Source organism: uncultured Capnocytophaga sp. (genome assembly GCF_963525585.1).
Classification (GTDB): Bacteria; Bacteroidota; Bacteroidia; order Flavobacteriales; family Flavobacteriaceae; genus Capnocytophaga.
The window spans coordinates 16,096-35,213 of record NZ_CAURLX010000021.1 but is presented as its reverse complement, the minus strand read 5'-3'; the positions used below and the strand labels follow the sequence as shown (position 1 = coordinate 35,213).

General features: G+C 35.3%; 19 protein-coding genes. 8 read left to right on the top strand and 11 right to left on the bottom strand.

Annotation, left to right across the window (positions count from 1 at the left end):
* Both RYK20_RS06445 and RYK20_RS06440 read left to right on the top strand, forming a co-directional pair.
* Nucleotides 1–406: hypothetical protein (locus RYK20_RS06445; protein ID WP_314894834.1), on the top strand; the 406-nt coding region annotated here is incomplete at its 5' end.
* Nucleotides 403–960 (top strand): hypothetical protein, encoded by a 558-nt coding sequence (locus RYK20_RS06440; protein ID WP_314894833.1) that lies wholly within the window; start codon nt 403–405, stop codon nt 958–960. The genes RYK20_RS06445 and RYK20_RS06440, both read left to right, overlap by 4 nt.
* Before the next feature lie 34 nt (nt 961–994).
* Here the strand turns inward: RYK20_RS06440 and nth are convergent, their stop codons facing one another.
* From nth to RYK20_RS06390, 10 genes are all read right to left on the bottom strand, one after another.
* Nucleotides 995–1,627: an endonuclease III gene (gene nth / locus RYK20_RS06435; RefSeq protein WP_314894832.1), complete on the bottom strand. Its 633-nt coding sequence runs from the start codon at nt 1,625–1,627 to the stop codon at nt 995–997.
* A gap of 1 nt (nt 1,628) precedes the next feature.
* Nucleotides 1,629–3,062, bottom strand: coding sequence for an L-serine ammonia-lyase (locus RYK20_RS06430; RefSeq protein ID WP_314894831.1), 1,434 nt, complete (start codon nt 3,060–3,062; stop codon nt 1,629–1,631).
* A gap of 104 nt (nt 3,063–3,166) precedes the next feature.
* Nucleotides 3,167–3,817: an SCO family protein gene (locus tag RYK20_RS06425; RefSeq protein WP_314894830.1), complete on the bottom strand. Its 651-nt coding sequence runs from the start codon at nt 3,815–3,817 to the stop codon at nt 3,167–3,169.
* Nucleotides 3,818–3,898: 81 nt separating this feature from the next.
* Nucleotides 3,899–4,669: a formylglycine-generating enzyme family protein gene (locus tag RYK20_RS06420; RefSeq protein WP_314603638.1), complete on the bottom strand. Its 771-nt coding sequence runs from the start codon at nt 4,667–4,669 to the stop codon at nt 3,899–3,901.
* 116 nt (nt 4,670–4,785) lie between these two features.
* Nucleotides 4,786–6,222, bottom strand: coding sequence for a copper-containing nitrite reductase (gene nirK, locus RYK20_RS06415; protein ID WP_314894829.1), 1,437 nt, complete (start codon nt 6,220–6,222; stop codon nt 4,786–4,788).
* Between the two features lie 162 nt (nt 6,223–6,384).
* On the bottom strand, nt 6,385–7,737 hold the full coding sequence (dgt, locus tag RYK20_RS06410) for a dGTP triphosphohydrolase (protein ID WP_314894828.1): 1,353 nt from the start codon (nt 7,735–7,737) through the stop codon (nt 6,385–6,387).
* 10 nt (nt 7,738–7,747) lie between these two features.
* Nucleotides 7,748–9,748 (bottom strand): hypothetical protein, encoded by a 2,001-nt coding sequence (locus tag RYK20_RS06405; RefSeq protein ID WP_314894827.1) that lies wholly within the window; start codon nt 9,746–9,748, stop codon nt 7,748–7,750.
* 183 nt (nt 9,749–9,931) lie between these two features.
* Nucleotides 9,932–10,855, bottom strand: coding sequence for a hypothetical protein (locus tag RYK20_RS06400; protein ID WP_314802923.1), 924 nt, complete (start codon nt 10,853–10,855; stop codon nt 9,932–9,934).
* A gap of 18 nt (nt 10,856–10,873) precedes the next feature.
* Nucleotides 10,874–11,953: a DUF4625 domain-containing protein gene (locus tag RYK20_RS06395; RefSeq protein WP_311456486.1), complete on the bottom strand. Its 1,080-nt coding sequence runs from the start codon at nt 11,951–11,953 to the stop codon at nt 10,874–10,876.
* A gap of 30 nt (nt 11,954–11,983) precedes the next feature.
* Nucleotides 11,984–14,290, bottom strand: a complete 2,307-nt coding sequence (locus RYK20_RS06390) for a TonB-dependent receptor (RefSeq protein ID WP_314894826.1) — start codon at nt 14,288–14,290, stop codon at nt 11,984–11,986.
* 642 nt (nt 14,291–14,932) lie between these two features.
* On the opposite strand from RYK20_RS06390, the gene RYK20_RS06385 reads away from it, so the two are divergent.
* The 6 genes from RYK20_RS06385 (at nt 14,933) to RYK20_RS06360 (ending at nt 17,882) form a co-directional block, all read left to right on the top strand.
* A complete protein-coding gene (locus tag RYK20_RS06385) occupies nt 14,933–15,892 on the top strand; it encodes a lytic transglycosylase domain-containing protein (protein WP_297979389.1) in 960 nt (319 codons plus the stop codon).
* A gap of 22 nt (nt 15,893–15,914) precedes the next feature.
* Nucleotides 15,915–16,577 carry an ABC transporter ATP-binding protein gene (locus tag RYK20_RS06380; protein WP_311456492.1) on the top strand — a complete coding sequence of 221 codons (663 nt, stop codon included), beginning with the start codon at nt 15,915–15,917 and terminating at the stop codon, nt 16,575–16,577.
* Between the two features lie 95 nt (nt 16,578–16,672).
* Entirely contained in the window at nt 16,673–16,909 is a 237-nt protein-coding gene (gene rpmB, locus RYK20_RS06375; protein WP_297979415.1) for a 50S ribosomal protein L28, read from the top strand.
* A gap of 16 nt (nt 16,910–16,925) precedes the next feature.
* Nucleotides 16,926–17,108: a 50S ribosomal protein L33 gene (rpmG, locus tag RYK20_RS06370; RefSeq protein ID WP_297979384.1), complete on the top strand. Its 183-nt coding sequence runs from the start codon at nt 16,926–16,928 to the stop codon at nt 17,106–17,108.
* Between the two features lie 8 nt (nt 17,109–17,116).
* Nucleotides 17,117–17,269, top strand: coding sequence for a DUF4295 domain-containing protein (locus tag RYK20_RS06365; RefSeq protein WP_297979381.1), 153 nt, complete (start codon nt 17,117–17,119; stop codon nt 17,267–17,269).
* 103 nt (nt 17,270–17,372) lie between these two features.
* Nucleotides 17,373–17,882 carry a hypothetical protein gene (locus RYK20_RS06360; RefSeq protein ID WP_314894825.1) on the top strand — a complete coding sequence of 170 codons (510 nt, stop codon included), beginning with the start codon at nt 17,373–17,375 and terminating at the stop codon, nt 17,880–17,882.
* On the opposite strand, the gene RYK20_RS06355 is transcribed toward RYK20_RS06360, so the two are convergent.
* Complete coding sequence (locus RYK20_RS06355) at nt 17,790–19,070, bottom strand: glycosyltransferase N-terminal domain-containing protein (protein ID WP_314894824.1); 1,281 nt, start codon at nt 19,068–19,070, stop codon at nt 17,790–17,792. The genes RYK20_RS06360 and RYK20_RS06355 overlap by 93 nt on opposite strands.
* Nucleotides 19,071–19,118: the final 48 nt, after the last annotated feature.

Sequence of the window (19,118 nt, the reverse complement as noted above, 5' to 3'; positions counted from 1 at the left end):
AAATCAGTATATAGATACCAATATTTCTGTCAATTATACTTTGTCAGAACTTACTCTTCCCTTTTTTGATACGATAAAACAAGATAGTTCGTTTGTTAGAAAAATAGCTGAAGAGCAATCTAAGATGAAAGAAAAAATTTACTATAATTACATCAATTACTATAATCATTTTCCTAAAGATGAATTAAAAATATGTTGCCCAACAGACTATGATAATTATAATAAGCTAAAAAACTTAGCCCAGAAAGATATCAAAAAACTTGAAATAGAAGAAGATTTGAAAACTTATTTAGGGTATAGTTCAATTATCTTAGAATTAGCTGATAATAAAAAGAAAAATATCATTGTTCTTTCAAATAAAACAAGAAACTTTGATGAAACAACAAAGGAAAATATAATAAAATGAAAACAAAATATTTTTTAGTAAGCTGTATATTTTTCATATTATTTTCTTGTAGAGCACAAGAAAATAGCAATAGTATAACAAGATACTTCAATAAAGAAGAAAGAATATATTTTTATATTTCTGATAAAATACCTATGTCATCTTATATGATTCCAAAAGTAGGACATTTTACAATTTATTACATACCAAAATTAAAATCAGATATTGATTATTTGAAGAATTTTGAGAAAAATAACCAACTAAAGCCATTATATAATGAATTGTATGATTACCACTATTTTTCAGACACTGATAATAAGAAAATTGACAAAATACTGAAAGAAAAGATAAAAAATGAGAAAAACTGGGGGATAGTAGGTTTTTTTGTACCTATGAAATATGTAAGTGTAGATAGTGATGATGAATTTAGCATCTCATTCCCTTTTATAGGAAAATATTATCAAAAGAAGAATGGAAAATGGCAGTTTCTATTTGAAAAGAAGGTAAAAAATGCAGAAGACGACTCTCTCTTGTCAAGTAAAAAATATATAAATTCTCTTTTGTCAGGAAAGTAATAAGTGATTCAACCTAACTAATTGGCTTAAATATTTATTTCTTTTTGCTAGCCATAAGTGCCTGAGTAATGATATCCTTTGTGATATCCCATCCACGAGCAGGAGAATATTCCCGTGCATAATAGATAATCTGTAAGTGGAGTTTATTCCATTTGCTTTTAGGGAAAGCTTTTTTTGCATCATTTTCACTTTTTGTAACTGTAGTTCCATCTGAAATCCGCCAGCGAGAAAGCATACGGTGTATATGAGTATCTACAGGAAAAGCGGGTACTCCGAAAGCAGTACTCATCACTACACTAGCTGTCTTATGACCTACTGAAGGTAATGCTTCTAGAGCCTCAAAGGACTTAGGCACTTCTCCATTATACTTATCAATAAGAATATGAGAAAGATGATAAATACCGTAGGACTTCATCGGAGAAAGTCCTACGGGTCTTATAATTTCTTGGATCTCCTCTTGAGAAAGCTTAACCATATCATAGGGATTATCAGCTTTAGCAAATAGCAAAGGAGTAATCTGATTCACTCTAGCATCCGTGCATTGGGCAGAAAGAATCACGGCAATAAGCAAGGTATAAGGATCCTTATGAGCTAGAGGGATGGGAGGATCTGGATAAAGTTCCTCCAATGTATCAATAATAAAACGTATTTTTTCTCTTTTTGTCATCTTAACAATCTGCCATACTTACAGCTACAGCCAGCCCTGCCTCTGAAGTTTCTTTGTATTTAGTATTCATATCTTGGGCTGTCTGCCACATTGTAGCGATAACCTTATCCAAGGGAACTTTAGCATTCTTAGGGTCTGTTTCCAGAGCAAGTTCTGCTGCATTGATAGCCTTAATTGCTCCCATTGCATTACGTTCAATACAAGGAATTTGAACTAATCCTCCTATAGGATCACAAGTAAGCCCTAAGTGATGTTCCATAGCTATTTCAGCTGCAATCATCACTTGTTCTGGGTTACCTCCCCAGAGCTCACATAAGCCTGCAGCAGCCATTGCTGAGGAAACTCCAATTTCAGCCTGGCATCCTCCCATTGCAGCAGAGATAGTTGCGTGCTTCTTGAAAAGGCTTCCTATAACCCCTGCTGTAAGAAGAAATTGTTCTATTTGTTGTTCGCCCCCTTGATGATTATCTATAGCCAAATAATAGAGTAAAACGGCAGGAATGACCCCTGAACTTCCATTGGTAGGAGCTGTTACTACACGCCCCAATGAAGCATTTACTTCATTTACTGCCAAAGAGAAACAAGTTACCCACTTAAGAATCTCACGGAACTGTACTTTTTTCTCACGAATGGCAGTTAGCCAGCCCTCAAGTGTATCATAAGGAACAGAAGTATCTCCTAAAAGTTTCTTATGAATATCATATGCTCTACGTTTTACATTAAGCCCTCCAGGAAGAGTTCCTTCGGTATGACAACCTATATAAGCACATTCGAACATTGTATGCCATATACGAAGCAGTTCTGAATGTATTTTGCTCTCCTCTCGGAGTGCTTTCTCATCTTCAAAGATAATTTCAGATATTTTTTTATCCTGCTTTATACAGTGCTGAAGTAATTCCTTGGCTGAATCAAACTCATAAGGAAAATTTTTCTCTTGCTTTGAGCCTTTTTCCTTGTCATCATCGGTCTTTTCTTTGATTATAAATCCTCCCCCAATAGAATAAAAAGTAGAAGCGTAAGGAGACATCTGGCTTCCTTGTGCAGTGAAAGTAATTCCATTGGCATGAAAAGGTAAAAAGTTTTTATTGAAAACGACTTCTGTAGTGGGGTCAAAATCTATAAAAAAGGCTCCAGCTAAATGCAATTTCTTATCTCTATTAATCGTATCAATAATAGAACTTATACTCTCTACAGGAATATATTCTGGATCGGTACCACTGAGTCCTAACATTGCTGCCAAGTCCGTTGCGTGTCCTCTACCTGTAAGAGAGAGAGAACCATATAAGTCCACTTTGACTTTCTCTACTTTTTCCAATAGATTTTGTTCCTTAAGCTCCTTAAGGAATGCTTCTGCAGCACGCCAGGGACCTAAAGTATGGGAGCTGGAAGGACCCACTCCTATCTTAAGCATCTCAAAAACACTTACGTATTCCATAGATTTTTCTGACAAAAATTAGATTGCAAAAATACGTCTCTTTTCGGGAAAAAACAATGCTTTTAAGAGTTTTTTTCTTCCTTACATTTACCTAAAAATAACTTCTATTTTAATTCTAGAAGCTGTTTTTTCACCTCACCTACTGTCTTCTGATAATCTATTCCTAATCCCTCCTGCTGAGAGGTAAGTTCTCCTTCTGCATTGAATACACTGATGATATTGGAATGAGAGAAATCCACAGGAGATATTTGTTTGTAATTCACAGCTAAAACGGCTGCAAATTCACGTGTTTTCTCTTCATCAGAACGCAAAAATACCCATTGGTCATCATCCATATCATTCTCTTGGGCAAAGGATTTGAGATGCTCAGGTGTATCTACCTCTGGATCTATACTCACTAGGATATACTTAACCTTATCCTTATAAGGAACCTCCAAAGCTTCCACTTGCTTACGTATCTCTCTCATATCACGAATAAGAATAGGACAAGCTGCTTTACAAGAAGTATAAATCATCACCACCACTAATACATTCCCTTTGTAATCCTTCCACTGGATATCATTCCCATTCTGAGTAGTCCATACCTCTGGGAGATTATAAATAGAAATATCGGAAATGGCTCCTTCTTTTGATTCTTGAGTGTCAATATTCTCCTGTTGCTGAGTCTTATCCTCAGCTACTGGTTTCTCCACATTACGACAGCTTTGTAAAGAAAAAAATCCTAAAGCTGCTAGTAATAAATAAATTTTTTTCATATTTTTTTAATTTAATATTATTTTATCACCATTCTAAAAAATCATATATAAAAAGAATATTTATAGAAATAAGATTCTTTATCATTTATTCTTAGCACAACGAAAACCTAAGTTCTTACTAGTATAGTTTGCCTTAAGAGTCCCTCTAAGAGAATATCTCATAAAAGCTCCATAATTAGTTAAATCTGAAGCATTTAAAGCACTTCCCCCACAGAAAAGCGCATCATCTCCAAAATTGTCCTTTCTGGCTTCTCCTGAAAAAAATACACTATTGAAATCACTCACCCATTCCCATACAAGCCCATGCATATCATATACTCCCCAATAGTTTTTTTGAGTTTGTCCTATAGGATTATTATACGTCTGAGGTGTTTGTAACCAATGAGCTATGTATTCAGAATAACTCTTCTTAGAAGTAGCATTAGGACTTATTGCATCAGCTTGAGCTACATACTCCCATTCATCAGTTGTAGGAAGTCGTTTTCCCTGACATTCACAATATTTCTTAGCCATAAACCAAGAAATATTAGTTACAGGAGCTTGCGAAAGCAGAGGAGCATAGTCCAAATCTGCTTTCCACTGAGAAAGATAACTCTTCTGAGCAAAAATTCGCTTTATCTGTGAGCGTTGGTACTGTGGATATTCCTCTAGAAATTGCTTATATTGTTCATTTGTCACTGGAAAAACATCCAAAAAAAAGTCCTTTACCTTTACTTTTTGAGTAGATTTATCTTTTTCCTTAATTCCATACATTGGTTGATAAGTACCACCCTTAATTTGCACCATTGGCGAAGTTTCTTGAGTGGATTGCCCTAAAGAGAACTGTATATAAATAAGCAAAAGGAATTGTATTAGAGTTTTCAAATATTTATTATTTTAGGATTAAGACACTCTTACACAAATAGGCTCTTATAGCCCTTAATTTTGATAATAACGCGATGAACTTAGGATTCATCGCGTTACTGAAATTATTTATTTTTTATCTTCTGTACCATCTCGGGGGTAACTACTTTCTTGCTATTGTCCCAAGTATTATAAACATAAGTAAGTACATCGGCGACCTCTTGTACAGAAAGTGCCTGCGGAGTCATTGCACTATTATAAGTTTTTCCATTTACTGTAATCTCACCTGTTTTTCCATGCAGAACAATATCAATAGCTCTATCCACATCCGCATTAAGAAAATCTGATTTTGCCAGAGGAGGGAAGGCACCTTCTAATCCCTGTCCTTGAGGTTGATGACAAGCCACACAAGTCTTTGTATAAATTACTTTACCATCCTCTATTTGCTGAGCTTTTGTTTTAGCGACAATAGGAGCATCTGTAGAGGTTACCGCTATTTTAAGATCTGACACATAAGGCTGAGGATCATTCTTACCATATATTTTCCTATTTTCTTCTCCCTTAGCAACCAAAAGCCCTAAAGCTCCCTTATTGAAAGCACGGAAAATAGAGTGATCCACCAACACATAAGAACCTGGTACATCTACTTTAAACTCTACAATGGCGGCACCTCCTGCAGGAATTACTGTAGTTTGTATATTTTTGTTGATCATATCTCCTCCTTCTATATGTACTTGGTCAAAAATTTCACCAATAACATGGAAAGAAGAAACCAAATTAGGACCTCCATTCCCTACAAACAGACGAACTGTTTCCCCTGGATTCGCTGTAAGAGCACCATCTTTGGTTAGTGCACCTACTTTCCCATTAAAGAGAACATAATCAGGTTTTTCTGCTAATGCTTTTTCTTGGTTAAAGGATTGTGTTCCACCTGCTCCATAGGCTCCATCAGTATAGAAGTCCCCCTGCATTACATAATACTCTTTATCTACAGGAGGAAGTCCCCCTTCTGGTTCTACCAAAATAAGTCCATACATTCCATTAGCAATATGTAAAGGTACAGGAGCTTGGGCACAATGATATACATAAAGTCCTGGGTTAAGACACTTGAAAGTAACTGTACGTTGTTGCCCTGGAGCTACTAGAGTTGCTTCTGCTCCTCCTCCGGGACCTGTTACTGCGTGAAGATCAATGTTGTGAGGAAGTTTGTTATCTTGATGATTCTTAAGGGTAAACTCTACCTCATCCCCTACGCGGGTACGGATAAAACTTCCTGGAACTGTTCCTCCAAATGTCCAAAAAAGATACTTAGTTCCATCCATAATCTCACCCTCTTGTTCAATAATTTCCAGATCTACTTTGAGCTTCATTGCCCCACGAGTACCTACAGGCTTAGGAACATGAGGAGGAGAGGTAAGTTCAGCTACTACCTGTTCTCCCTCTACAGGGATATCTGTTGTAGGAATTGGTGCTTGTTCTTTCTTAGGAGCTTCACCCCCGCAAGCAACAAACATAGAAGCAACAATGGCTAAAGCCATTTGTTTTATTGGTTGTTTTCTCATTTTTTTAATACTTTAAAATATAGGACAAAGATATAAAAAAAATATTAATTATCACCTAGTCATTACTATTTTTTTTCATAAATATTCAGAAAACTATTCTATGAGAAACCTTTTATTATCAATTCCAAAATATCATTTTAGAAATTAGATATAGAAATGTTTTTACAGAATTCCTATTAGCTTAGAATGTAATTGAGTAGTCTGTGTATCTGTTAAGCTAGCTATATAACTAGTAAGTGAAAGTATTAATTCATAGAGATTCTCCTTACCTAGTAGATATTGGTCTGGAATTGTCTTAAGGATAATACGATCATAGGAAGAGGTTTCCCCTTTCCAATGATGATAAACAGCTGTAAAATATACCTTTAGAAGATGCTGAAGAATAGCATAGCCTGCTAGCTCTTTCTCAACTACCTGAGGAGATTGGTAGATATTAGTAATACTGAGATTAATGATTTTTTCTATCTGTGTCTTATACTGACTTTTATCCAAAAGAGCTGTAGTCAATTCGCCATTAAGAAGGGCTTGCTGATGATCTTCAAAGATAGTAACTACTTCTCTGATAAGCGTTCCTATAGAAAGTGCTCTGAGATAGGCTATTCTATCCCGTTTATATGGTAATTGATGATACTTTTGGGTAATATTATCTATCGCTATTTTGCTTCCTTGAATAAATGGAGACAAATATTCCAATGCATAAGATTCAGGAATCCACCCCAGATTAATACCATCTTCAAAGTCAATTAGTGTATAGCATATATCATCTGCTGCCTCTACTAAAAAAGCCAAAGGATGCCGCACAAAACGCTTGTCTATACCTTCACTTATAGATATTAAAGAAAGTTCTTGTGCTAGTTCTTGAAAAAAATCCTTCTGAGACTGGAATATATTATATTTTTTATCCCATATTGCCCCTGTAGGTTTTATAGGCAATGATTCCTTAGGATACTTAATAAATGTGCCCAAAGTAGCATAAGTAAGGCGTAGTCCTCCTTGCACTCCTACCCTATTTTCAGTAAGAATTTTGAAGCCATTTGCATTTCCCTCAAAGCTACAAAGGTCTTCATATTCTTTGTCTGAAATTTGCCCCTTAAGAATACTTCCTTCTTGAGAACGAAAAAAGTCCCCTATTGCCTTCTCTCCGCTATGCCCAAAAGGAGGATTACCAATATCGTGAGCTAAAGCAGCTGAAGCAACAATAGTTCCAAAATCGTTAGCCTGATAACCCAAAGAAGCCAGCAAGGGATCTTTAGCGAGAACACTTGCTCCTATAGCACGTCCTAAAGAACGCCCTACAACAGAAACCTCCATACTATGAGTAAGCCTTGTATGAACAAATCCTGACCCTGAGAGAGGAATCACTTGTGTTTTATCCTGAAGACTACGAAAGGCTCCTGAGAAAACAATTCGGTCATAATCTACATCATAGCTCAAGCGCGTAGGATCTTCTTCCTTACGCGGACGAGTAATTTTATCTCCCTGCTTGCGCAAAGAAAGGAGGTGTTCCCATTGCATTACCATTAAATTATCTAAACCAAGATTTAATTTTACTAAAAATTCCTTGTGGAAGAATATCAATTCCTAAGCCAAAGTTACTATCCCCTATCCTATGATAATCCTCCTTAATAGGCTGAATCTTATCAAGTGTTATCTCCAGATTAGTTAGTGGATTATACGAAATTTCTACCTTACCAGAGGTTTTCTCTATAAACTTCTTGCTAGAGTAGGTGAAATAATCATTGGTAAGCTCCAATTCTTGTATCGTATATTTTTCTTTAGTGTCAATAGGCTTATCTGCATAGAGTTCTATAACATAATGTTCGCTATCATAGTTATGCCAATAACTACTATCTTTATGCCTGAACTCAATAATATCTTTCTTAAGGACACTATGGTCAAAATACATCAAGAATTCTCTGCCTTCTTTACTGGTAAAGTAAGGCTTAAGAATAGTAGCTGTATAGAGAATAGTTACTTCATTCTCTACCTTATCATCTTTCTCTATCTTGATTGCTACATCCTTGAATATTTCACGAATATCCTGCTCGCTACGATCATTTACATAATTGAGATTATAAAAGAGAAAACGATTCCAGCCATCAATAAGCTCTTTCTTATTGGTTTGCTTGAAATAATTTCTCATATTATTAGCACGATTATAACGATACACTGTTTGTAAAACCAGCTTTCCCTCACCATTTTCCACCGTTAGCTTAATATGTTCATCTATACAAGGATATTCAAACCTTGTAGGAGTACGTACTGTAAGTTCCTTATCCTGACCTATTTCCATATAGTGACAGAAGCTAAGAACGGTTCTCTTTTGTAATCGTCCAAACTCATTACGAGAAGTAGCATCTACAAAATAATCCTGCCCTTGGTAGTGAATCTTTACAATTACGTGATTAAAAGAAAGCAATGAAGGAAGATAGTACTTCAGATAAAAATCCGCATTATAATTGACTAAAACTACACTTGCTGGTACCGAAAGATAATCAAGTATTGTCTTGAGCAAGACACACTTTGCCTTACAATCTCCCTGCTTATTCTGATAGGTAACAGCAGGTTCCTGAGGCTTATGACCGTTCATCTCATCGGCATTATACGTATAATAGATATTATTCTGTACATACTCAATGGCAAACTGTATCTTCTCATCTAATGTAGCCAATTTGTCCAATTTTTCTACTAAATCAGGAGCAAAACTCTTAAGGTCGGACTGTTCTAAGACATCCTTATATAAAGGATAAATGTAATTAGATAGGTCTTTCCAGTTGCTCTCAGTAGCAAAATCAATAAAAGGGAATATCTCTCTATTAGGATCTACAGGGTTAATATAATTTTCTTTTCTAAACTCAAAAAATGCTCCCTGTTCAAGGTATTCAATAGGCTGTTCAAGCAGGTTTCCTTCTTCATCTCGGAAGAAAAATTTTTTATAAGCAACCTTTTTCTGTCGATTATTGATAAACTTATAGTAATACTTACCATATGCCCAATAAGTATCTGGAGTAACATAAATATGCTTAACAAAATCCCGACGAACAAACTCTTTCTCCGTAAAAACCTTTACTCGCGTATCCTCAAGAATAAGAATATCATAAAGACGTAAATCACGGATAGAAATGTTTATTTTCTTGGACTTACTAATCACACCTCCATTACTATTATTCTCGTTATCAAGTATTTTTATATTAGTATCGGGGAGCTTATCTATATATTCCCCCTCACGAATCACCGCAATACGATGAATTTCATAATATTCATTCTCCTCCAGAATCATATCATTCACTGAGGCTCGTTCTAAGTTCTCAGGCTGTGTAAGTGTGTAGGACATCAGTGCATAATCTGCATTCTTCTGATCATCTACTAGATAATATTTATTAAGGAGATAGCAAAAATCACGTCCTTCCTCTATCTGTTCCTGTGAAAAATCACTCTCTGTAGAATAATTTATCAGTTCTTCATCTGTAAGAGACTCTGCCCAATAGGGAGCAGGCGTTATTTTATACCCTTGTTCTACTTCCATAGTTTATTGATTGTTTGTTTAAGTATTTTATTTCTAATTTATTAGTAATTTTATGTAGATTTTTATACTGTTAAGGCAAAGTTACGAAAAGAATTTCAATATAACAATGGATTTAACTTTTGTTTTTAAAGAAAGCGATTCGGGAAACCCAAATCGCTTTTCTTATTCTTCCATTGCTAAGACTTACATATAGAAATTAGCTGAATCGTGATTTCTACGTGCTTCATCTTCTAGTTCTTCTACCCTTTGAGGAGTAATATTATAATAAGAAGCGATATCTTGATAATAACGATTCTTAGCCTCTTCTCCTCCATCAGGTACTGCTGTAATAACATAAACAGGAATTTTTTGAGAAAAATCGGTTGTGCTACGAGCAACTAATTCACTTCCAGGCTTATTAAATGGATAGAATACTCTTTCCTGATTATTCACATTCTTAGTGCCACGTAATACGTGGAAAAGAGTTACTGCAATGTTATACTTAGTATAGGGTTTTTTGGGTGCAAAATAACCTTTGAGTCCTAGAGGGTTATCTGTAAGCTTGGAACGATCTGTACTTTGTTTAGAATCAACAAGCTGTCCTATTTGTATATTCTCAGGATCTGTATCACGATAAGTATACTCCAAAAGTCCTTCTGTATCTTTGCTCACTTGTTGTGTTTTGGTATCAGTATATTCATATACCTCGAAGAAATGCTGATGAATAGGAAGCATCTCCTTAGTTGTAAATTCATTATTCATCCGCTCTCCTTTGGCATTATAATAGACAATCTCCAAGGAATAGTATCTTCCTTCAATCATCACCACAGGATTATTCTCTGTAAGTATATTGCCTTGCATATCCTTACGTACCCAGTTCTTGGTATTTTCATCTATTTCAAATTTAAACTTCTGAACTGGAGCAATGATACTTTCAAAGTCTCCGTGGAATTGGACTCCGTGAAGGTGTCCTCGGCGAATAGTCATTTCCACCTTTGCTGGTTCTTCGTGACCCTTGTCTATTTTTTCATCAGTAGGTGCTGGAGCTTCTTTGCTACAAGCTACCAAAGCAGTTCCTATAATTAGGGAGGTAAATAGTCCCTTTAGTGGGGTAAGTATTTGTTTCATTGTTGTTAATTTTAATTTTTAGTTATTTTTTAAATGATTTGCATAGCCCCAAGGACGATTGAATTCCAAGGTGATTTGCCAAGTATGAGTTGCCCGTACGTATTTAAGAGTAATGATAGGCGTATTTTTCTCTTTAGAACTTTCTGTAACGGGCTTGTTAGGATTTGCATTCCACACAATAATTGCATCAGTTTCTTTCAAGCTTTTATTAGTGAAAGTTTTATAAAATTCCTCTTTGGTAAAACCTTTCTCAACATAGTCCTTATCATCTTCCTGACGAATATACTGATATACATTAGGGTTAAAAGAAGAGATATATTGCTGAAAGTACTTAAATACCTGTTCTGGCTGGTCATTAGTTATCTCTTCTCCATTATCATCTACAGGAATGAGGGTAATGGTATCTACTCCATCATATAGCCGATAAGGACGAATATCTAAGTCGAAAACATTAGCAAAGCTTACCTCTACTTTATATCTTGCAAAAGGCGCATTATTCCTAGTAGCGTAATAAGTAATTGGGTCAAAAACACTTCCTTGATCAAAGGAGACATTTTCACTCTGCAATTTAGCTAAAAAGTCTGCTCTAGGCATACTGATAGTCTTATTAAGTACGCCTAACTGTAAGGTAGAAAGAGAGAGAGAGTTATTTTCTGTAAAATCTATCTTCTTTTCTACTACTATAGTTTCTTTTACAGAGATTTTCTTATCATTTTGCCCAGTGATGGTCAAAAGAAAATCATAATTTCCCTCTTTGGCATCTGCAGGAATGTCAAAATGCTTGTGAATATGACCTCCTTTGAGCCCTACAAAGTCAGGAAAAGTCTGTTCTATCCTAAAAGAAGAATCTCCATTGGGATAGGTAATTTGTAGCTTAACTTCTTTAATTCCTGCTTCTGCAATAAAAGTAGCCTCTAAGTGGAACTCATCTGCTATATATGCCGTTTTGGCATTCTGTTCGCCTATTTCCAAAGACTCTATGATAGGAGCTGAAAGTTGCTGTTCATTCTTATTTTCGTCTTTAGAACAAGAAACTAAAAAAGTAATTCCTAGTAAAATAAAGGAAATTTTTCTAAAAAATGTGATTATTTTATTCATTTTTCTTTGATTTTTAATTAATTATTTTGTTTAAAAATTATAACTTAGCCTTAAGGAAATATTTCTACCTAAGTCGTGAGCATAATAGCGAAAGCGATTGGTATATTCCTTATACAACTGATTGAGTAAATTCTCAGCCGAAACCCTTACAGATAAAGACTGATGCTCTGTAATAGAAAGCGTTCCACCTAAGGATGCTTCAAAAAGATGATAAGCTTCAGGAGTAGTAGGCACCAGCTCCTGTGAAGGCTCAAAACGAGTTTGCTTAGCTACAAAAGTATGCCCTACACTTGCCTCAATATGCTTAAAAAGCCCTTTAGGAGTTACTTTCCATTCCAAAGAATGGGATAAGCGAGGAGCCGGAATAAAAGGAAAATATCGGTTTGTTTTGAGTTCGTTTGCAAAAACAACTGCACCTCTTATCCCATAGGATAACGTATTGGAATTAGCTCCCCAACGAAGTATTCGCTGAGAAATCTCTAAATCAGCGCCTCTAAAGAAAGCATCTGCTTGAGTATATTGGAATATAGGATACACCCCAGAGGACAAAGTACGAGTCTCTCCTGTAGGATAATCATAGATATAATTACGAATTACTTGAGCATATATATCCATATTCAAGAAAAAACCACTTTGCTTAGGCTCATACTTAAGGGAAGTAATCCACTTTGCTCCTGTTTCTGGCTTAAGAGAAGCTTCTCCTAAGTTGAAAGTCCCTGCTCCGTGATGCAAACCACTGCTATAGAGTTCATTCACTTGAGGGGCTCGCCAAGCAATTCCTATATTACTACTGATTCCCAAAGAAGGACTTGCTTGATAACTTCCTCCTAAGGAATAGGTAAGATTATGGAAATTATGTTCTCCTCCATAACGCTCTCCATACATATTATAACCATCGGCATTCAAGTACTTATAATCATAACGAAGACCTGCCTCTGCATCCCATTTATCAGAATGATATTTCTCAATAATAAAAGCGCCATAACCTACAGAAGTAAAATTAGGAATTACAGGTACTACTCCTGTTCCAGGCTGATTATAGTTCTGTTGATAGGAAAAATTACCCCCTAGCTGTGTCTTCCAATGAGAATTTCCTATACTCTCCCAAAATAATTCCCACAAATGGCTAGTCAGTTCCATATTCAAGGCAGGAATACGGGTTCTATCAAGCCTACGAACACTAAATTCCTGACGAATATCCTTTTGAAAAGCATATTGTGTCGTAATTTTCCCTCCAAAAGGAAGAAAATAGAATCCCTTAGCTTTCAAAAGGTGATGGATAACTTTTTGCTTAGGAGCTTCTATACTATAAGAGAAAGGAAAAGTAGTCAAAGGACGTCCTACCTCAAACCTACGAAGCAAATCATCCAAGTTTCCTATATGAGAACCATAGAATACACTACTTTCATTCTGATACCTACTGTAGAAAAGCTCTGCTGTACCTTGTTCTTTCTGGACTCCTGTAGCTACCGAAAAATTAGCTTCCTGTGCAGCAGTATTATTCAGTACATAATCCGCAGTACGAATATCTCCCGAACGCTTAAGAGTTCCCTGTACGCGCCAAGCCCAATCGTGCCAACCGGGAATAGCACTCTCTAGCTTAAATGTCGTAGCTAATTTACGCCCATTAGAAGCAAAAGAAGGCGAAAGCTCCCCGTGCAAGCCATCTCCATAAGGAAGCCTATTTGGGGCAATTACAATAACTCCTCCAAGTGCATCAGAACCATAACGAACAGCTTCAGCTCCTTTGACTACTGTAATTTTATCTGCTATAGAAGGATCTATTTCTGGGGCGTGATCGGTGCCCCACTGTTGTCCTTCCTGCCTGACTTCATTATTAAGAATCAGAATGCGATTACTATGCAAGCCATGAATGACAGGCTTGGCTATAGTGGCTCCTGTCTGAATCATTGATACACCTGCCACTGAGGAAACCACCTTAGCCAGCTCCTCTCCTGATTTCTGTTGTAGCTTTACTTTATCAATAGAAGAAGTTACCTCTACAGGCTTAGCTATTCTCTTAACAAAAACAGTCCCTGTAAGCTGGGTTATCTCCTCCTGCATAGTAATAACATAAGGTTGCGGAGCAGGAATTACAATAATAGATTCATAATCTGTAAAGCCCAGATAACTTACTTTAATTGGGAATTTCCCTTGGGAAAGCTTACTAATAACTACCCTTCCCTGAGCATCACTTATATAGTGCTTCCCAATGAAATGAACTACTGCACTTGCAAGAGGTTGCTTATAAGCGTCTTCTATCCTCAAAGTAAGTGTTTGCTGCCCATAAAGAGAAAAAACACTCACAAAGAAGAAAAAACCTAAAATCTTTCGCATAAAGTAGGTTGTAACAATAAGATAACTAAGATATAATTATATATTTTTGATAATACATACCCATAGAATCCCAACTGAAGTTTTCAAGGGATTTATTGTGAGTAAAACTGAAGAATTTTAGACGCAAGGAGGACCTCTAGTAGAAGTCTCTACAAGAAAATTTTGAGGCTCTTTTTCCTCAAAAAAATAAGGAATTGTTATGAGAGATTCAGAAAAATGATATAGAAAAAGAGAAGGTAAAAATGCATTGTGCAACTGAAGAAAAACGCAATCATGATGCTTTTCCAAAGCAGAAAAATGTGTGTCATGCAAGCATTTTTTACCTGTAATATGAGTACATAACTCCTTTCCCGAATGGTGATTATGGAAGAATTCACCTATAGGGAAAGTAACTTTCAGCATACAAAGAAGTAGCAGAAAGACTAAAAAATGAGTATGTCCCTTTTTCCTTTTCATTTCAGGTTACAAAATTACAAAAGAAAAATAAGATTTGCAAATTTTATTTTTCTTTTTTTACGTTCTAATAAATATTTTTGGTTACCTTTGCCCACTGAATACATTCAAAGCAAATATCATAACGCTATTTATCATAAAATGTTGATTTACAAATAATTAGTTTCAATAAAATAAAAATATCAAATTATGAAAAAAGTACTTTCTATAGGAAAAAAATTTATCAATAACATAGGAGTGATTGCCATTGCCCTAATTCTTATCAATGCCGTAGCTGCCCCTACTGATACAGAGCCTTTGACCCTTAGTGAGGATGATCCACTGATGATAGAATCTCTCAGCGAAAGGGATAGCTTACCTGCTTATAATATTCGTGCTTGGGACCTACCTAAGAAGCTTGATTTCGCTGGAGAAGCTGTTCCTTTAGAACTCTCAGATGTACGCGAACGCCTTGATCGCGAACTACTTGTAAATGTATATTGGCAGTCCAATGGTTTATTACTTATCAAAAGAGCCCATAAGTTCTTCCCTATCATTGAACCTATCTTAAATAAATATAATGTACCTAACGATTTCAAGTATTTAGCCTTAATAGAAAGTGGCTTACAGAATGTCGTTTCTCCTTCAGGTGCCGCTGGTTTCTGGCAATTTATGAAAGGAACTGCCAAGGAATACAACCTAGAAATGGAAGATACTGTGGATGAGCGCTATCATCTAGAAAAAGCAACAGAAGCAGCTTGTCTATACCTGATAAAAGCCAAGAGTGAAATGGGAAACTGGACACTTGCTGCAGCTGCCTATAATGCGGGCAAAAATGGTATACGAACTCAGCTTGATAAGCAACAAGTCAGTAGCTACTATGACCTTCATCTTAATCAAGAAACCTCACGATATGTATTTCGCATCCTAGCTCTTAAAGAAATTATGAAGCATCCTAAAAAATACGGTTTTAATTACAAAAAAAGCCAACTTTATGAATTAGAGCCTGTTCAATATATCACTGTGGATAGCACCATTAGCAATTTAGCAAATTTCGCTAAACTTTATAAAACTAATTATAAGACTATTCGCCTTTTGAACCCTTGGATAAGAGATTTTTCCCTTCAGAATAAAAGCGGAAAAACCTATGTCATCAAAGTGCCTAAATAATCTCCTAAAAACAATATTTAAAGTGATTAAAGCTACTCATATACACAAACAATTTGGATCCTTAGAAGTTCTCAAAGGAGTAGATATTCAAGTAGAAAAAGCACAAGTAGTTTCTATTGTAGGAGCTTCTGGAGCAGGAAAAACCACACTTTTACATATCTTAGGCACTCTCGATACAATGACACCTAGAGAGGATAGTTCTCTGATAATCAATGGAATAGATATAAAAAAACTTTCCCTAAAGAAAATGGCTCAATTCCGTAATGAACATATAGGATTCATTTTCCAATTTCATCAGCTATTACCTGAATTCACTGCTCTAGAAAATGTATGCATTCCTGCCTTTATCAAAGGGACTTCAAGAAAAGAGGCTCAGGCTCGTGGGAAGGAATTATTAGATTTCTTAGGACTCTCTCATCGGTTATCACATAAGCCTGAAGCCCTCTCAGGAGGAGAACAACAACGAGTAGCTGTGGCTCGTGCTCTGATGAACCAGCCTGATGTTATTTTTGCCGACGAACCCAGTGGAAACCTTGATTCTGAAAGCGCTCAGCATCTTCATCAACTCTTTTTCACATTAAGAGAGGAACTAGGGCAGACTTTTGTGATTGTTACTCATAATACTGAATTAGCCCAAATGGCTGATAAAACTTTTACAATGCAAGACGGAAAAATAATCCATTGAAAATAAATAAAAAAAATAACGAAAAATATTTGGTAGTTTCAATAAAAGTTCGTTATTTTGCACCCCGATTAGATAATGAACTAAAAAGTGATAAAATGGCACAAGTTTGTGAATTGACAGGTAAAAAAGCAATGGGTGGAAACAATGTTTCACACGCAATGAACAAAACCAAAAGAAAATTTAAAGCAAATTTAACTACTAAGCGTTTCTACATTCCAGAAGAAGACCGCTGGATTACCCTACGCGTTTCAACAAGCGCTATCAAAACTATTAACAAAAAAGGGATTTCTGCAGTACTTAAAGAAGCTAAGGAAAAAGGATTTATAAAATAATATAACAATTATAACAATGGCAAAGAAAGGTAACAGAATACAAGTAATCCTAGAATGTACTGAACATAAAGATTCTGGAATGCCAGGAACTTCAAGATACATTACTACCAAAAACAAAAAAAACACTCCAGATAGATTAGAACTTAAAAAATTCAATCCTATCCTTAAGAGAATGACTGTTCATAAAGAAATTAAATAAGAATAACTATGGCAAAGAAAACAGTAGCAACTTTACAAGGAAAATCTAAGAGATTAACCAAAGTAATCAAAATGGTAAAATCTCCAAAAACAGGTGCTTATACCTTTGTAGAAGGAGTAATGGCTCCTGAACTAGCTGATGAATTTTTGAAAAAGAAATAAATAAAATAGGAGTTCAATCTCCTATTTATTTTTTGTGCTATTTGAAAACTATTTGATAAGACTATTCAGATTATTTTGAATAGTTTTTGTATTTTGTGAGTAAATGAAACAAGCTGTTCGCAGGATTATAGGAATTTCATACCTTCTTAGCTTTCTTCTAATAGGGATCATTGCGATGCCTATTCTGGCTAATATTTTTACTCTTATACAGCGGAATGATATTCTTATATCTCCTTCTTCTTATCAGAAAAAAACTATATTGATGGATTCCATTGATTTCTACAGATACAAAAGTAGAGCTATTTCTCCCATAGGATATGCTAAAGAACTCAATAATTATAAAACCAAAATTATCTTTGAAAAGAACGCTCAAGTAGAAAATTTTTCTGATTCTTCTTACTTTAAGAATGATAAGAAAAATTATATGGTACAAGTATGGTATAAAAAAGGAAGTAAATATGCCTACCCAACTAAAAAAACCGAAAAAATATTTCCTGTAAAAAGGTATATAATAAAATATCTAGACCTCCTCTCCTTTTGGATTCTCTGTTTCTTGCTCAATAGAATTATCAAGTATATAATGGATAAAAGTATCCGTAGCACCAGCCTTTGATTTGATATAGTTATAGTTAAGAAGTCCTGCCTTTTCCCTCCGGATAACATTAGTAAATAATGTTGAAGCTACCTCTATAAATTCTGTAGTATTCTTTATAGAAAAAATTCCCCCTCGCTCAATAAGTTCTTTCGCTTCATTAAACTTTTCATAGTGCTTACCAATTACTACAGGCACACGGAACACAGCCGGCTCTAGTACATTATGTAAGCCCTTTGTACCCATTCCGCCTCCTACATAGGCTACAGAGGCATAGCTATATATTCTGGTAAGTAAGCCTATCGTATCTATAATTAGAACCTGATATGCAGATAAATCCTTATCTTGAGCTTCTGAAAATAGTATAGTAGGCTTCTTAATAGCTTCTTTAAGAGTATTTATTTGGTTTTTATCCCCTACTTGATGTGGAGCTATTACAAACTTCATATTACCTTTATAAGCGTTTAGAAAAGGTAAATAAACACTTTCATCAGCCTTCCAGGAACTCCCAAAAACCATACAAGGAGCTACTCCCAAGAATTGTTCCATAAAAGGAAGTTTATTATCTCGTGAAAGAATCTCTAATACCCTATCAAAACGAGTATCTCCACTTACCATTACATTAGAGAACCCTATAGATTGCAATAATAGCTTAGCTCCTTCATTCTGTACAAAAAAATAAGTGAAACAAGAAAGCACCTTACGCATTCCTAAACTTCTCTTCTTAAAAAACAACTGTTCCTGACGAAAAACACCCGAAACTAAGTAGGTAGGTATACCTCTATTCTTAAGCGCATAGAGATAATTCTGCCAAAATTCATATTTGATAAATATAGCCATTTCTGGGTGTAATAGGTCTAAAAAATGATTTACTCGCTTAGGTAAGTCCATTGGTAGATATAGGAGTAAATCAGCATCTTTACTATACTTTTTAGCCTCATATCCTGAAGGAGAAAAAAAGGTTACCACCAGTTTTTTTTCAGGAAACCTCCTCTTAAGCTCCTTAATAATAGGCAATCCTTGTTCATATTCACCCAAAGAAGCCGTGTGAATCCAAATTACCTTATCTTCAGGAGAAATATGAGCTTGTAAAAGAGAAAAACTTAATTTTCTTCCTCTGTAAAAAAACTTAATTTTTTTACTAAATAAAGAAAGAATAGGTAAGAAAGCATCTACTATATAAGTCAGAAAAGTATAGATAGTATTCATTCACAAAATTTTCTACAAAGGTACATCTTTTTATCCATAATAAAGCAA

Coding starts and splice junctions, on each gene's coding strand:
- RYK20_RS06360 (WP_314894825.1), top strand. CDS start 17,373: ATGAAACAAGCTGTTCGCAGGATTATAGGAATTTCATACCTTCTTAGC.
- rpmB (WP_297979415.1), top strand. CDS start 16,673: ATGGCACAAGTTTGTGAATTGACAGGTAAAAAAGCAATGGGTGGAAAC.
- RYK20_RS06405 (WP_314894827.1), bottom strand. CDS start 9,748: ATGGAAGTAGAACAAGGGTATAAAATAACGCCTGCTCCCTATTGGGCA.
- RYK20_RS06400 (WP_314802923.1), bottom strand. CDS start 10,855: ATGAAACAAATACTTACCCCACTAAAGGGACTATTTACCTCCCTAATT.
- RYK20_RS06430 (WP_314894831.1), bottom strand. CDS start 3,062: ATGGAATACGTAAGTGTTTTTGAGATGCTTAAGATAGGAGTGGGTCCT.
- RYK20_RS06385 (WP_297979389.1), top strand. CDS start 14,933: ATGAAAAAAGTACTTTCTATAGGAAAAAAATTTATCAATAACATAGGA.
- RYK20_RS06425 (WP_314894830.1), bottom strand. CDS start 3,817: ATGAAAAAAATTTATTTATTACTAGCAGCTTTAGGATTTTTTTCTTTA.
- RYK20_RS06355 (WP_314894824.1), bottom strand. CDS start 19,070: ATGAATACTATCTATACTTTTCTGACTTATATAGTAGATGCTTTCTTA.
- RYK20_RS06440 (WP_314894833.1), top strand. CDS start 403: ATGAAAACAAAATATTTTTTAGTAAGCTGTATATTTTTCATATTATTT.
- RYK20_RS06365 (WP_297979381.1), top strand. CDS start 17,117: ATGGCAAAGAAAACAGTAGCAACTTTACAAGGAAAATCTAAGAGATTA.
- rpmG (WP_297979384.1), top strand. CDS start 16,926: ATGGCAAAGAAAGGTAACAGAATACAAGTAATCCTAGAATGTACTGAA.
- nth (WP_314894832.1), bottom strand. CDS start 1,627: ATGACAAAAAGAGAAAAAATACGTTTTATTATTGATACATTGGAGGAA.
- RYK20_RS06390 (WP_314894826.1), bottom strand. CDS start 14,290: ATGCGAAAGATTTTAGGTTTTTTCTTCTTTGTGAGTGTTTTTTCTCTT.
- nirK (WP_314894829.1), bottom strand. CDS start 6,222: ATGAGAAAACAACCAATAAAACAAATGGCTTTAGCCATTGTTGCTTCT.
- RYK20_RS06395 (WP_311456486.1), bottom strand. CDS start 11,953: ATGAATAAAATAATCACATTTTTTAGAAAAATTTCCTTTATTTTACTA.
- dgt (WP_314894828.1), bottom strand. CDS start 7,737: ATGCAATGGGAACACCTCCTTTCTTTGCGCAAGCAGGGAGATAAAATT.